At 69.1% G+C, this 14,033-nt stretch carries 13 protein-coding genes; 12 read left to right on the forward strand and 1 reads right to left on the reverse strand.

Features of this window, described 5'->3' with window-relative positions; all coding sequences use genetic code 11:
- Nucleotides 1–76 precede the first annotated feature (76 nt).
- Nucleotides 77–1,366, forward strand: coding sequence for a geranylgeranyl reductase family protein (locus ACF09J_RS21280; protein ID WP_392307017.1), 1,290 nt, complete (start codon nt 77–79; stop codon nt 1,364–1,366).
- A 154-nt stretch (nt 1,367–1,520) separates the two neighbouring features.
- Here the strand turns inward: ACF09J_RS21280 and ACF09J_RS21285 are convergent, their stop codons facing one another.
- Nucleotides 1,521–2,354, reverse strand: a complete 834-nt coding sequence (locus tag ACF09J_RS21285) for a C40 family peptidase (protein ID WP_392307018.1) — start codon at nt 2,352–2,354, stop codon at nt 1,521–1,523.
- A gap of 802 nt (nt 2,355–3,156) precedes the next feature.
- On the opposite strand from ACF09J_RS21285, the gene ACF09J_RS21290 reads away from it, so the two are divergent.
- The 11 genes from ACF09J_RS21290 to nuoK are packed head-to-tail and all read left to right on the forward strand — an operon-like array spanning nt 3,157 to nt 14,033.
- Nucleotides 3,157–3,516 carry an NADH-quinone oxidoreductase subunit A gene (locus ACF09J_RS21290; protein WP_100569667.1) on the forward strand — a complete coding sequence of 120 codons (360 nt, stop codon included), beginning with the start codon at nt 3,157–3,159 and terminating at the stop codon, nt 3,514–3,516.
- A gap of 15 nt (nt 3,517–3,531) precedes the next feature.
- The gene (locus ACF09J_RS21295) at nt 3,532–4,086 is read left to right on the forward strand and encodes an NADH-quinone oxidoreductase subunit B family protein (protein ID WP_009190037.1); all 555 of its coding nucleotides are present in this window, start codon (nt 3,532–3,534) and stop codon (nt 4,084–4,086) included.
- On the forward strand, nt 4,083–4,853 hold the full coding sequence (locus ACF09J_RS21300) for an NADH-quinone oxidoreductase subunit C (protein ID WP_392307019.1): 771 nt from the start codon (nt 4,083–4,085) through the stop codon (nt 4,851–4,853). The genes ACF09J_RS21295 and ACF09J_RS21300 overlap by 4 nt, the downstream gene beginning before the upstream one ends.
- Nucleotides 4,850–6,178, forward strand: a complete 1,329-nt coding sequence (locus ACF09J_RS21305; protein ID WP_392307020.1) for an NADH-quinone oxidoreductase subunit D — start codon at nt 4,850–4,852, stop codon at nt 6,176–6,178. Before ACF09J_RS21300 ends, ACF09J_RS21305 begins: the two co-directional genes overlap by 4 nt.
- A complete protein-coding gene (nuoE, locus tag ACF09J_RS21310; RefSeq protein WP_392307021.1) occupies nt 6,175–7,035 on the forward strand; it encodes an NADH-quinone oxidoreductase subunit NuoE in 861 nt (286 codons plus the stop codon). The genes ACF09J_RS21305 and nuoE overlap by 4 nt, the downstream gene beginning before the upstream one ends.
- Nucleotides 7,032–8,414, forward strand: a complete 1,383-nt coding sequence (gene nuoF, locus ACF09J_RS21315; RefSeq protein ID WP_392307022.1) for an NADH-quinone oxidoreductase subunit NuoF — start codon at nt 7,032–7,034, stop codon at nt 8,412–8,414. Before nuoE ends, nuoF begins: the two co-directional genes overlap by 4 nt.
- The gene (locus ACF09J_RS21320; RefSeq protein WP_392307023.1) at nt 8,411–10,915 is read left to right on the forward strand and encodes an NADH-quinone oxidoreductase subunit G; all 2,505 of its coding nucleotides are present in this window, start codon (nt 8,411–8,413) and stop codon (nt 10,913–10,915) included. Before nuoF ends, ACF09J_RS21320 begins: the two co-directional genes overlap by 4 nt.
- Nucleotides 10,912–12,276 carry an NADH-quinone oxidoreductase subunit NuoH gene (gene nuoH, locus ACF09J_RS21325; protein WP_392307024.1) on the forward strand — a complete coding sequence of 455 codons (1,365 nt, stop codon included), beginning with the start codon at nt 10,912–10,914 and terminating at the stop codon, nt 12,274–12,276. Before ACF09J_RS21320 ends, nuoH begins: the two co-directional genes overlap by 4 nt.
- On the forward strand, nt 12,269–12,898 hold the full coding sequence (nuoI, locus tag ACF09J_RS21330; protein WP_392307025.1) for an NADH-quinone oxidoreductase subunit NuoI: 630 nt from the start codon (nt 12,269–12,271) through the stop codon (nt 12,896–12,898). Before nuoH ends, nuoI begins: the two co-directional genes overlap by 8 nt.
- Complete coding sequence (locus ACF09J_RS21335; RefSeq protein ID WP_392307026.1) at nt 12,895–13,737, forward strand: NADH-quinone oxidoreductase subunit J; 843 nt, start codon at nt 12,895–12,897, stop codon at nt 13,735–13,737. The genes nuoI and ACF09J_RS21335 overlap by 4 nt, the downstream gene beginning before the upstream one ends.
- Complete coding sequence (gene nuoK / locus ACF09J_RS21340) at nt 13,734–14,033, forward strand: NADH-quinone oxidoreductase subunit NuoK (protein WP_100569676.1); 300 nt, start codon at nt 13,734–13,736, stop codon at nt 14,031–14,033. The genes ACF09J_RS21335 and nuoK overlap by 4 nt, the downstream gene beginning before the upstream one ends.

The following is a 14,033-nucleotide window of genomic DNA, read 5'->3' on the forward strand; positions in this document are numbered from 1 at the left end:
GATCAATTCTGCTGCATAGACTGCCCATGTCCAGTGCCGGTCGGCACGCAATTCCTGACCTTGGGGAGATCCCGCCGTGACCGTGACTGAGCCCCTCTCCGAGAACACCGCAGATGTGATCGTCGTGGGCGCGGGGCCGGCCGGGTCCACGACGGCCTACCACCTCGCCCGGGCCGGACTCGACGTACTCCTGCTGGAGAAGACCGAGTTCCCGCGGGAGAAGGTCTGCGGCGACGGCCTCACCCCACGCGCCGTCAAACAGCTCGTCGCGATGGGAGTCGACATCTCCGAGGAGGCCGGCTGGCTGCGCAACAAGGGCCTGAGGATCATCGGCGGGGGCGTCCGCCTCCAGCTCGACTGGCCCGACCTCGCCTCCTTCCCCGACTACGGACTCGTGCGCAAGCGCGACGACTTCGACGAGCAGCTCGCCCGGCAGGCGCAGAAGGCGGGCGCCCGGCTGTTCGAGCGCTGCAACGTGTCCGCGCCCCTCGTCGACGACCGCACGGGCCGCATCACCGGCGTCAGGGCCAAACTGGGTGAGGAGAAGCGCGAGGTCACCTTCCACGCGCCGCTCGTCGTCGCCGCCGACGGCAACTCCACCCGGCTGTCCCTGGCGATGGGCCTGCACCGGCGTGAGGACCGCCCGATGGGTGTCGCGGTGCGCACCTACTTCACCAGCCCGCGCCACGACGACGACTACCTTGAGTCCTGGCTGGAGCTGTGGGACCGGCGCGGCCCCCAGGACCGGCTGCTGCCCGGCTACGGCTGGATCTTCGGCATGGGCGACGGCACCTCCAACGTCGGCCTGGGCGTGCTCAACACCTCCGAGTCCTTCAAGGAGCTGGACTGGCGCGAGGTACTCAAGGCCTGGTGTGCGTCGATGCCCGAGGACTGGGGCTACACCCCGGACAACATGACCGGCCCCATCCGCGGCGCCGCCCTGCCCATGGCCTTCAACCGCCAGCCGCACTACACGCGGGGCCTGCTGCTCGTCGGCGACGCGGGCGGTCTGGTCAACCCGTTCAACGGCGAGGGCATCGCCTATGCGATGGAGTCCGGTCAGCTCGCCGCCGACGTCATCGTCCAGGCCCACTCCCGGGCCACCCCGGCGCAGCGCGAACTCGCCCTGCGGCGCTACCCGCGCGTCCTGAAGGACACCTACGGCGGCTACTACACGCTGGGCCGCGCCTTCGTGAAGCTCATCGGCAACCCGAAGGTCATGCAGATCGCCGCCCAGCGCGGGCTGACCCACCCGGTGCTGATGAAGTTCACCCTCAAGCTCCTGGCCAACCTCACCGACCCGACGGGCGGCGACGCGATGGACCGCATCATCAACGGCCTGAGCAAGGTGGCCCCGAAGGCCTGAGCGGACACGGGGACGACAGCGGGGCCGGCTCGGTCATGAGCCGGCCCCTGCCGCGTCATAGGGGGGTTGAAGCGGGGCGAACCGGGAAAGCGGGAAGGGCCGCTGCCCCCGAGCGGCTGCGGCCCTTCAGTCCATACGGCTGTGCGCGGCGTCCTCAGAGCACCCGGACCGCGCCGGACGGCGGGTCGTAGGACAGCGGACGCTCGACGACGCCCGTGGACGGGTTCTGCGCACCGACGAACATACCGTTACCGACGTAGACACCCACGTGGTACGCGCTGCCGGCGCCGCCCCAGTAGAGGATGTCGCCCGGCTGGAGGTTGGACAGCGACACCTGGGTGCCGGCGGTCGACTGGTCCTGGGAGACCCGCGGAAGGCTGATGCCGACCTGCTTGAAGGCGGTCTGCACCAGGCCGGAGCAGTCGAAGGCGGACGGGCCGGTGGCGCCGGAGACGTAGGCCTTGCCGACCTGGGCCTGGACGAACGAGACCACCGCAGCGGCCGAACCGGTCGCCGTGGACACGCTCGTGGAGGTGGAGCCGACGCCCGCCGTGGCGCTGAGGGCCGGCCGCTCGGCCGTGCGGGAGGCGCGGTCGGCGGCGGCCTGGCGGGCGGTCTCGGCGGCCTTCTTCCGGGCGGCCTCGGCCTTCTTGCGGGCCTCCGCCTTCTTCTTGGCGTCGGCAAGGTCCGCCTTGGCCCGCTTCGCGGCGTTTGCGGCGGCCGCGTCGCGCTCGGCGCCCAGGCGGTAGTTGGCGGCCGCCTGCTCCGTCGCGTCCGCCGACTGGGCCACCTGGGCGGCCAGGTCGGAGGTCAGGGTGGGCAGTTCGAGGGTCTGGGTCGCCGGCTCGGCGGCGTTCGCCGACGAGGCCGACGTGCCGGCCACTGCAAGCGTGCCGAGGACGCCGCCGGCAACTCCGGCCCGCATCGCGACTCTCGACGCGCTACGGCGGGGCTTCCGGTGGCTGCGTATGTGAGCGGTGTGGGACATGGGAACAACCGGTACCAGGGGCTCCTTCATATCTTCAAGAAACGTGTGGTGCGCCACATTTGCTCAATGAGGGCGCCAAATCCCATGTCCGAGGTTCCTTATTGACGCCGTAACGGACATTGCGGGCGGACGTGATCATGCCTTTGATCATGGTCTTTCGCTGTTACGCCCGAATTGCTCTCGGCCTACCATCCGTGTGGATCGTTGGCCAAGCCCCGCTCTCAGACTCCTCTCATGAACGTGACGGAGGTCACGGAGTGATCACCGTACGGCGGGGTCTGTGCACGGACTGACTCACCGGTCCCATTTGTCACTTGAGTCCCATTGGTGAAACCGCGCCCGCGGAGCCTCCTGATTCACGGCATCCGCTTGTGAACGAGTGAACGTGTCCACACCTCGCGTCGCTGTCCCCCTGATGTGTGAAAAGCCGGCCTATATCAAGGGCTTGACATAGTTCGCCACTTTGCGCCGGGCGCCGGGCATCTGATAGTGCACACCGCCTCCGACCTGCAAATACGAGGTAAAATGTGACCAGTAGTGATCACACAGGTGCTTCGCGTGCGAAGATCACCGCTCATCCGACTTGATGATCGTTCGTCAGGTGGTGGAGATCACAAAGCTCATGCAATACCCCGTGTCGCAGATCACAGAGCGTCGGGCATAGGATGCGAGGCAGTTGGGCTTGTGACCTGCTTCACATGTTCTCGATCTTGGCCGGACGGGCCGGGAACGGGGGGTGCGCGGGACACCGGTGGCCCAGCGACCGCCAGCAGTCAGTGCCGACTGAGAGGAGCGAGGAGCGGTGAACGCGTATGCGCCCATCCTCGTACTGGGAGCCCTCGGGGCAGGCTTTGCGATCTTCTCCGTGGTCATGGCCACGCTGATCGGACCGAAGCGGTACAACCGCGCCAAACTCGAGGCATACGAGTGCGGTATCGAGCCGACCCCCACGCCGGCCGGCGGCGGGCGCTTCCCCATCAAGTACTACCTGACGGCGATGCTCTTCATCGTCTTCGACATCGAGATCGTCTTCCTCTACCCATGGGCCGTCAGCTTCGACGCCCTGGGTGTTTTCGGGCTCGTGGAGATGCTGCTCTTCGTGCTCACGGTCTTCGTCGCGTACGCGTACGTATGGCGGCGCGGCGGCCTGGAATGGGACTGAGGGGCCTTTAACGACATGGGACTCGAAGAAAAGCTGCCGAGCGGCTTCCTGCTGACCACCGTCGAGCAGGCCGCGGGCTGGGTGCGCAAGGCGTCCGTCTTTCCGGCCACCTTCGGCCTCGCCTGCTGCGCGATCGAGATGATGACCACCGGCGCCGGCCGCTACGACCTGGCGCGCTTCGGCATGGAGGTCTTCCGCGGTTCGCCCCGTCAGGCGGACCTGATGATCGTGGCCGGCCGGGTCAGCCAGAAGATGGCGCCGGTCCTCAGGCAGGTCTACGACCAGATGCCCAACCCCAAGTGGGTGATCTCGATGGGCGTGTGCGCCTCCTCGGGCGGCATGTTCAACAACTACGCGATCGTCCAGGGCGTCGACCACATCGTCCCGGTCGACATCTACCTGCCGGGATGTCCGCCGCGGCCCGAGATGCTGATGGACGCGATCCTCAAGCTGCACCAGAAGATCCAGTCCACCAAGCTCGGCGTGAACGCCGAGGAGGCCGCCCGCGAGGCGGAGGAGGCCGCGCTCAAGGCCCTGCCCACGATCGAGATGAAGGGGCTGCTGCGATGAGCGACGGACACGGCAAGGACGTGAACGGGTCCTCGAACGGGGTGAACCCCGAGAAGGACCTGTCCGCCGACAACCTCCCCGGCCAGCGCGGCCAGGGCGGCGAGGAGATCCGCGTCCAGCGCGGCATGTTCGGCGCCAACAACGGCGGCGACACCTCCGGCTACGGCGGGCTGGTCCGCTCGGTCCGGCTTCCGGGCCCGGCGACCCGCCCCTACGGCGGCCCCGGCGGAGCCTTCGACGAGATCGCCGACGAACTCGAGGGCGCGCTGGAGGAACAGGGCCTCCTCCCGGAGAACGCGATCGAGAAGACGATCGTCGACCGCGGCGAACTGACCTTCCACATCGAGCGCGAGCACCTGGTGCGCGTCGCCCGCACCCTGCGCGACGACCCCGCCCTGCGCTTCGAGCTGTGCACCGGCGTCAGCGGCGTCCACTACCCGCAGGACAAGGGCCGCGAGCTGCACGCCGTGTACCACCTGCGCTCGATCACCCACAACCGGCTGGTCCGCCTGGAGGTCAGCGCCCCCGACGCCGACCCGCACATCCCGTCGCTGGTCTCCGTCTACCCGACCAACGACTGGCACGAGCGCGAGACCTACGACTTCTTCGGGATCGTCTTCGACGGCCACCCGGCCCTGACGCGGATCATGATGCCGGACGACTGGCAGGGCCATCCGCAGCGCAAGGACTATCCCCTCGGCGGCATCCCCGTCGAGTACAAGGGCGCCCAGATCCCGGCTCCGGACCAGCGGAGGTCGTACTCATGAGCACGCACACCCCGTCCGCCTCCGCGCGCGAGACCACCGAGGGCACCGTCTACACGGTCACCGGTGGCGACTGGGACGAGGTCGCCCGGTCCGCGGCCCGCGCCGACGACGAGCGCATCGTCGTCAACATGGGCCCCCAGCACCCGTCCACCCACGGCGTGCTCCGGCTGATCCTGGAGATCGACGGCGAGACGGTCACCGAGGCCCGCTGCGGCATCGGCTATCTGCACACCGGCATCGAGAAGAACCTCGAGTACCGCACGTGGACGCAGGGCACCACCTTCGTCACGCGCATGGACTACCTGACGTCCTTCTTCAACGAGACCGCCTACTGCCTCGCCGTCGAGAAACTCCTCGGCATCGAGGACCAGATCACCGAACGCGCCAAGATCATCCGGGTGCTCCTGATGGAGCTGAACCGGCTCTCCTCCCACCTGGTGTGCATCGCCACCGGCGGCATGGAGCTGGGCGCCACCACGATCATGATCTACGGATTCCGTGATCGTGAAATGATTCTCGACCTCTACGAGCTCATCACCGGCCTGCGGATGAACCACGCGTACATCCGGCCCGGCGGACTCGCCCAGGACCTGCCGCCCGGCGCGGTGGACCAGATCCGCGAGTTCGTGAAGAAGATGACGAAGAACCTCCCGGAGTACGACAAGCTCGCCACCGGGAACCCCATCTTCAAGGCCCGTATGCAGGACGTCGGCTACCTCGACCTGGCCGGCTGCATGGCGCTCGGCGCCACCGGCCCGATCCTGCGCTCCACCGGCCTGCCGCACGACCTGCGCAAGACCCAGCCCTACTGCGGTTACGAGACGTACGACTTCGACATCCCGACCGCCGACACCTGCGACTCCTACGGCCGCTTCCTGATCCGCCTGGAGGAGATGCGCCAGTCGCTCAGGATCGTCGAGCAGTGCCTGGACCGGCTGGAGCCGGGCCCGGTCATGGTCGCCGACAAGAAGATCGCCTGGCCCGCCCAGCTCGCCCTGGGACCGGATGGACTCGGCAACTCCCTCGACCACATCAAGAAGATCATGGGCACCTCCATGGAGGCCCTGATCCACCACTTCAAGCTGGTCACCGAGGGCTTCCGGGTCCCGCCGGGACAGGCCTACGCGGCGGTCGAGTCGCCCAAGGGCGAACTCGGGGTGCACGTCGTCTCCGACGGAGGCACCCGCCCGTACCGGGTCCACTTCCGGGACCCGTCCTTCACCAACCTTCAGGCGATGGCGGCGATGTGCGAGGGCGGCCAGGTCGCCGACGTCATCGTCGCCGTCGCGTCCATCGACCCCGTGATGGGAGGCGTCGACCGGTGACCACCAGTTCCAAGGAGCAGGGCGTCAGCCTGGGCATGCCCGAACTGCCCGCGCCCGACTACCCGGACGACGTCCGCAACCGGCTCGAGCGGGACGCGCGCGAGATCATCGACCGCTACCCGGACTCCCGGTCCGCCCTTCTGCCGCTGCTGCACCTGGTGCAGTCGGAGGAGGGACACGTCACGCGCACCGGGATGCGGTTCTGCGCGGACGTGCTCGGCCTGACCACGGCCGAGGTCACCGCGGTCGCCACCTTCTACACCATGTACCGGCGCAAGCCGTCCGGCGACTACCAGGTGGGCGTCTGCACCAACACCCTGTGCGCCGTGATGGGCGGCGACGCCATCTTCGAGGCCCTTCAGGAGCACCTCGGCGTCGGCAACGGCGAGACCACCGACGACGGCAAGGTCACCCTGGAGCACATCGAGTGCAACGCGGCCTGCGACTACGCGCCGGTCGTGATGGTCAACTGGGAGTTCTTCGACAACCAGACCCCGGCGAGCATGAAGCGCCTGGTCGACGACCTGCGCGCGGGACGGCCGGTGACACCCACGCGCGGCGCGCCCCTGTGCACGTTCAAGGAGACCGCCCGGATCCTGGCCGGCTTCCCCGACGAGCGCGAAGGCGCGACGGAGTCCGGCGGCAGCGCGGGACCCGCCTCGCTGGTGGGCCTCCGCCTGGCCAAGGGAGAGGCCGCACCCCCGCGCGTGGTCCACCCGCGTGATGGCGGCCCGCAGGACGCCGTGCACCAGCCGTCGCCGACCGAGCACCTGAGCTCGCACGACGCGCCGCAGGACACTTCGGCATCCGATCCGTCCCACCCGGCGGGACCTGTCGGAGAGGAGGGGGAGGGATGACCTTGGCACCCGAGGATGGGGGCACCGCCCGCCCGAGCGGATTCGAGGGTGGGGGAGAGAGCAGCCCCGAGAAGCTGCTCGTACCCGTGCTGTCGGCCTTCTGGGACGAGGACAGGTCCTGGACGATGGACGTGTACCGGAGGCACGACGGGTACGAAGGACTGCGCAAAGCGCTCGCCATGTCGCCGGACGACGTGATCGCGTACGTCAAGGACTCCGGTCTGCGCGGCCGCGGCGGCGCCGGGTTCCCGACGGGAATGAAGTGGCAGTTCATTCCCCAGGGCGATGGCAAACCGCACTATCTTGTTGTCAACGCCGACGAATCGGAGCCCGGGACCTGCAAGGACATCCCGCTCCTCTTCGCGAACCCGCACAGCCTCATCGAGGGCATCGTCATCGCGTGCTACGCCATCAGGTCGTCGCACGCCTTCATCTACCTGCGGGGCGAAGTCGTCCCCGTACTGCGGCGGTTGCACGAGGCCGTACGCGAGGCCTACGCGGCCGGCTACCTCGGCGAGAACATCCTGGGCAGCGGCCTCGACCTCGAACTCACCGTCCACGCCGGCGCCGGCGCGTACATCTGCGGTGAGGAGACCGCGCTGCTGGACTCGCTCGAAGGCCGCCGTGGCCAACCGCGGCTGCGTCCTCCCTTCCCTGCCGTCGCGGGCCTCTACGCGTGCCCCACTGTGGTGAACAACGTCGAGTCCATCGCGTCGGTTCCCGCGATCCTGAACAACGGCAAGGACTGGTTCAGGTCGATGGGCAGCGAGAAGTCCCCGGGCTTCACGCTCTACTCGCTCAGCGGCCATGTCGCGAGCCCCGGCCAGTACGAGGCCCCGCTCGGCATCACGCTGCGTCAGCTCCTCGACATGAGCGGCGGAATGCGGCCCGGGCACCGGCTGAAGTTCTGGACGCCGGGCGGCTCCTCGACGCCGATGTTCACCGACGAGCACCTCGACGTCCCGCTCGACTACGAGGGCGTGGGCGCCGCGGGCTCGATGCTCGGCACCAAGGCCCTCCAGTGCTTCGACGAGACCACCTGCGTGGTGCGGGCCGTGACCCGGTGGACCGAGTTCTACGCCCACGAGTCCTGCGGCAAGTGCACGCCGTGCCGTGAAGGAACGTACTGGCTCGTGCAGTTGATGCGGGACATCGAGGCCGGCAAGGGCGCGATGTCCGACCTCGACAAGCTGAACGACATCGCCGACAACATCAACGGCAAGTCCTTCTGCGCCCTCGGTGACGGTGCCGCCTCCCCGATCTTCTCCTCCCTGAAGTACTTCCGCGAGGAGTACGAGCAGCACATCACGGGCCGGGGCTGCCCCTTCGACCCGGCCAAGTCCACGGCATGGGCCGATCGCACGGAGGTGAACCCGTGACTGTGACCACGAACGCTCCCGCGGGCGGGGGAGAGGCGGCGGTCCCGCCGGAAGACCTCGTGACGCTGACGATCGACGGCGCCGAGATCAGCGTGCCCAAGGGCACCCTGGTCATCCGGGCCGCCGAACAGCTCGGCATCGAGATCCCCCGGTTCTGCGACCACCCGCTGCTCGACCCGGCCGGCGCCTGCCGCCAGTGCATCGTCGAGGTGGAGGGCCAGCGCAAGCCGATGGCCTCCTGCACGATCACCTGCACCGACGGGATGGTCGTCAGGACCCAGCTCACCTCGCCGGTCGCCGAGAAGGCCCAGCACGGCGTGATGGAGCTGCTGCTCATCAACCACCCGCTGGACTGCCCGGTCTGCGACAAGGGCGGCGAGTGCCCGCTGCAGAACCAGGCCATGTCGCACGGCAACTCCGAGTCCCGCTTCGAAGGAAAGAAGCGGACCTACGAGAAGCCCGTGCCGATCTCCACACAGGTGCTGCTCGACCGGGAACGGTGCGTCCTGTGCGCCCGCTGCACCCGGTTCTCCAACCAGATCGCCGGCGACCCGATGATCGAGCTGATCGAGCGCGGCGCGCTCCAGCAGGTCGGCACCGGCGAGGGCGACCCCTTCGAGTCGTACTTCTCCGGCAACACCATCCAGATCTGCCCGGTCGGGGCGCTCACGTCGGCGGCGTACCGCTTCCGCTCCCGCCCCTTCGACCTGGTCTCCTCGCCGTCGGTGTGCGAGCACTGCTCGGGCGGCTGCGCCACCCGCACCGACCACCGGCGCGGCAAGGTCATGCGGCGGCTCGCCGCCAACGACCCCGAGGTCAACGAGGAGTGGATGTGCGACAAAGGGCGCTTCGCGTTCCGGTACGCACAGATGAAGGACCGGCTCACCACGCCCCTGGTCCGCAACCCCGAGGGCGAGCTGGTGCCGGCGTCCTGGCCGGAGGCGCTGGAGATCGCCGCCCAGGGCCTGCTCGCCTCGCGCGGGCGGACCGGTGTCCTCACCGGCGGCCGGCTCACCGTCGAGGACGCCTACGCGTACAGCAAGTTCGCGCGCGTGGCGCTGGACACCAACGACATCGACTTCCGCGCGCGCGTGCACAGCGGTGAGGAGGCCGACTTCCTCGCCGCCCGGATCGCCGGACGCGGCCGCGACCTCGACGGCAGCGGTGTCACGTACACCGCGCTGGAGAAGGCGCCCGCCGTGCTGCTCGTCGGGTTCGAGTCCGAGGAGGAGGCGCCCGGCGTCTTCCTCCGGCTGCGCAAGGCCTGGCGGGGGCACGGACAGAAGGTGTTCGCGCTGGCCACGCACGCCACGCGGGGTCTGGAAAAGGCGGGCGGCACCCTGCTGCCCGCCGCGCCGGGCACCGAGAACGAGTGGCTGGACGCGCTGGCGGGCGGCGTCGGACTTCAGGACGACGGCACCCGGGCCGCCGAGGCCCTGCGTGGTGAGGGCGCGGTCATCGTCGTAGGCGAGCGGCTCGCCTCGGTCGCCGGCGGCCTGACCGCCGCCGTACGGGCCTCCGCCGCGACCGGCGCACAGCTGGTGTGGATCCCGCGCCGGGCCGGTGAGCGCGGCGCGGTCGAGGCCGGCGCGCTGCCGTCGCTGCTGCCGGGCGGGCGCCCGGCCACCGACCCGCGCGCGCGGGAGGAGGTCGCCGCGCTCTGGGGCGTCGCCGAACTCCCGCACAGCTACGGCCGCGACACCGGACAGATCATCGAGGCCGTGGCCTCGGGCCGGCTCCAGGCACTGCTCGTCGCCGGTGTGGAGGTCGCTGACCTGCCCGATCCGGCACGCGCGCGTGCGGCCCTGTCCGAGGCGGGTTTCGTGGTGTCGCTCGAACTGCGGCCCAGCGAGGTCACCGAGCACGCGGACGTGGTCCTGCCCGTCGCCGCCGTCGCCGAGAAGGCCGGCACCTTCCTCAACTGGGAGGGCAGGGTCCGCCTCTTCGAGGCCGCGCTCAAGCCGGAGCAGATGACGCGCACCCTGTCGCCCACCGACGCGCGCGTGCTGCAGATGCTGGCCGACGCCATGGACGTCCACCTGGGTCTGCCGGACCTGCGGACCGTGCGTGCGGAGCTCGACCGGCTGGGTGCCTGGACCGGACCGCGCGCCGCGGACCCGGTGCAGAGCGCCGACCCGGCGCCGCGCCCGGCCGCCGGGGAGGCCCTGCTCGCCGGGCACCGGCTGCTGCTCGACCAGGGTGTCCTCCAGGAGGGCGACGACGCGCTCGCCGGGACCCGGCACGCCGCACGCGCACGCGTGTCGGCCGCCACGGCCGCCGAGGCGGGCGTCGCGGACTCCGCCGTGCTCGCCGTGACCGGTCCCGCCGGAACGGTCGAACTTCCGCTGGAGATCACCGAGATGCCCGACCGGGTGGTGTGGCTCCCGCTGAACTCCGTCGGCGGGGGCGTCGCCTCCGACACGGGGGCGCTGCCCGGCTCCCTCGTCCGCATCGGCCCGGCGACGTCCTCGACCGAGGCCCCCAAGGAGGTGGAGGCATGAGCCCGTACCTCGCCGCTGAGAACCTGTCGATGTTCGGCACCGATCCCTGGTGGCTGGTCGTCGTCAAGGCGGTGTTCTGCTTCGCCTTCCTGATGGTGACGGTGCTGTTCTCCATCGTCTGGGAGCGCAAGGTCGTCGCCTGGATGCAGCTGCGCATCGGCCCCAACCGGAACGGGCCCTGGGGCATGCTCCAGTCGCTCGCCGACGGTGTGAAGCTGATGCTCAAGGAGGACGTCGTCGTCAAGCGCGCGGACAAGGTGGTCTATGTCCTCGCGCCGATCGTCGCGGCCATCCCGGCCTTCATGGCGATCGCCGTGATCCCCTTCGGACCGGCGAACAACGAGGTCTCGATCTTCGGTCACCGCACCGCGATGCAGCTGACCGACCTGCCGATCGCGATGCTCTACATCCTCGCGGTCGCCTCCGTCGGCATCTACGGCATCGTGCTGGCGGGCTGGAGCTCCGGATCGACCTACCCGCTCCTGGGCGGTCTGCGCTCCTGCGCGCAGATGATCTCCTACGAGATCGCCATGGGCGCCGCGTTCGCCTCGGTCTTCCTGTACTCGGGCTCGATGTCGACGTCGACGATCGTCGAGCAGCAGCACGACCGCTGGTACATCCTGCTGCTGCCGGTGTCGTTCATCCTCTACATCGTCACGATGGTCGGGGAGACCAACCGCGCGCCGTTCGACATGCCGGAGTCCGAGGGCGACCTGGTCGGCGGCTTCAACACCGAGTACTCGTCGATCAAGTTCGCGATGTTCATGCTCGCCGAGTACGTGAACATGGTGACGGTCTCCGCGGTGTCGACCACGCTCTTCCTGGGCGGCTGGCGGGCGCCCTGGCCGATCAGCACCTTCTGGGAGGGCGCCAACCACGGCTGGTGGCCGCTGCTCTGGTTCGTGATCAAGGTCCAGTTGCTGCTGTTCTTCTTCATCTGGCTGCGCGGCACGCTCCCGCGGGTCCGCTACGACCAGCTCATGAAGCTCGGCTGGAAGGTCCTGATCCCGGTCTCCGTGGTCTGGCTGATGCTCGTCGCGACCGTCCGGGTCCTGCGCAACGAGAACTACGGCTTCACCGACATCGCCCTCTACGTCGCCGGGGCGGTGCTGACGGTGCTGGTCCTGTCCTTCGTCGTCGACATGTTCCGCGAGCGGACGAAGACCGAGGAGAAGCCGGAGGCCGGGCCGGCCGCCTTCGACGCGATGGCCGGCGGATTCCCCGTACCGCCGCTGCCGGGGCAGGAGCTGCCGCCGGTGCCGCGGCGCCGCTCGCGCCGCGAGCGGGAGTTGATTGTCAGTGGCGGGTCGGACACTGCCAGTGACGGACCTCTGGATGGAAAGGAGGCGTCCGATGGCTGAGGAGCCCAAGGAGACCAAACCCGGTTTCCTGAACCCCGTGGCCGGCTTCGGCGTGACCTTCAAGGCCATGTTCAAGAAGCGGCTGACCGAGCAGTACCCGGAGCAGCAGAAGACCACGGCTCCGCGCTTCCACGGACGGCACCAGCTCAACCGCCATCCGGACGGCCTGGAGAAGTGCGTCGGCTGCGAGCTGTGCGCCTGGGCCTGCCCCGCCGACGCCATCTACGTGGAGGGCGCCGACAACACCGACGAGGAGCGCTACTCGCCGGGCGAGCGGTACGGGCGGGTGTACCAGATCAACTACGCCCGCTGCATCCTGTGCGGCCTGTGCATCGAGGCGTGCCCCACGCGCGCGCTGACGATGACCAACGAGTTCGAACTGGCCGACTCCAGCCGCGCCAACCTCATCTACACCAAGGAGCAGCTGCTCGCCGGTCTTGAAGAGGGCATGGTCGACACGCCGCACGCCATCTACCCGGGCACGGACGAGCAGGACTACTACCGGGGCCTGGTGACGGAGGCCGCGCCGGGCACGGTGCGCCAGGTCGCCGTCTCCAAGGGCGAACAGGGTCACATGGCAGGCCCTTCGGGCGCGGCCGAGGACGAGGAGGTGGACGCATGAGCGCGCAGCTCGCCGCCTACTCCACCTCCACCGGAGAGGCCTTCCAGTTCTGGGTGCTCGGCACCGTCGCGGTGATCGGCGCACTGTGCACCGTCTTCATGAAGAGGGCCGTGCACAGCGCGCTGTGCCTGGCCGCCACCATGATCGTGCTGGCGGTGTTCTACCTCACCAACGGCGCCTACTTCCTGGGCATCGTGCAGATCGTCGTCTACACCGGCGCGATCATGATGCTGTTCCTGTTCGTGGTGATGCTCGTCGGCGTGACCGCGGCGGACTCCCTGAAGGAGACCATCAAGGGCCAGCGCTGGCTGGCCCTGCTGTGCGGGCTCGGCTTCGGCGTCCTGCTGTTCGCGGGCATCGCCCACGCCTCCCTGAAGGAGTTCAACGGCACCGGCAGGGCCAACGCGGGCGGCAACGTGGAGGGCCTGGCCTCCCTCCTCTTCACCCGCTACGTCTTCGCCTTCGAACTCACCGGCGCGCTGCTGATCACGGCCACGGTCGGCGCCATGGTGCTCACCCACCGGGAGCGCACCGAGCGGGCCAGGACCCAGCGCGAGCTGGCCGAGCAGCGCGTGCGCGAGGGACGGCACGTACCGCCGCTGCCGGCGCCCGGCGTCTACGCCCGGCACAACGCCGTGGACATCGCCGGACTGCTGCCCGACGGCACCCCGTCCGAGCTCACCGTCAGCAAGACGCTGCGCGAGCGCGGGCAGATCCGCGACGTCTCGGCCGAGGCACTCAACGACCTCAAGGCACTGGAGCAGCGCGCCACGGAACGCCTGGAGCGCACCGAGATCGAGCCGACGGCCTTCAAGCGGCCCGAGGAGGCGTCGAAGTGAACCCTGTGAACTACCTCTACCTCGCCGCCCTGCTGTTCACGATCGGCGCCACCGGCGTGCTGATCCGGCGCAACGCCATCGTGGTCTTCATGTGCATCGAGTTGATGCTGAACGCCTGCAACCTCGCGCTCGTCACCTTCTCCCGGATGCACGGCAACCTCGACGGTCAGATCATCGCGTTCTTCACGATGGTCGTCGCCGCAGCGGAGGTCGTGGTCGGGCTCGCGATCATCGTGTCGGTGTTCCGTTCCCGCCACTCGGCCTCGGTCGACGACGCCAGCCTGATGAAGCTGTAA

Origin of the sequence: Streptomyces sp. NPDC014889 (genome assembly GCF_043081205.1) — a bacterium.
Classification (GTDB): domain Bacteria; phylum Actinomycetota; class Actinomycetes; order Streptomycetales; family Streptomycetaceae; genus Streptomyces.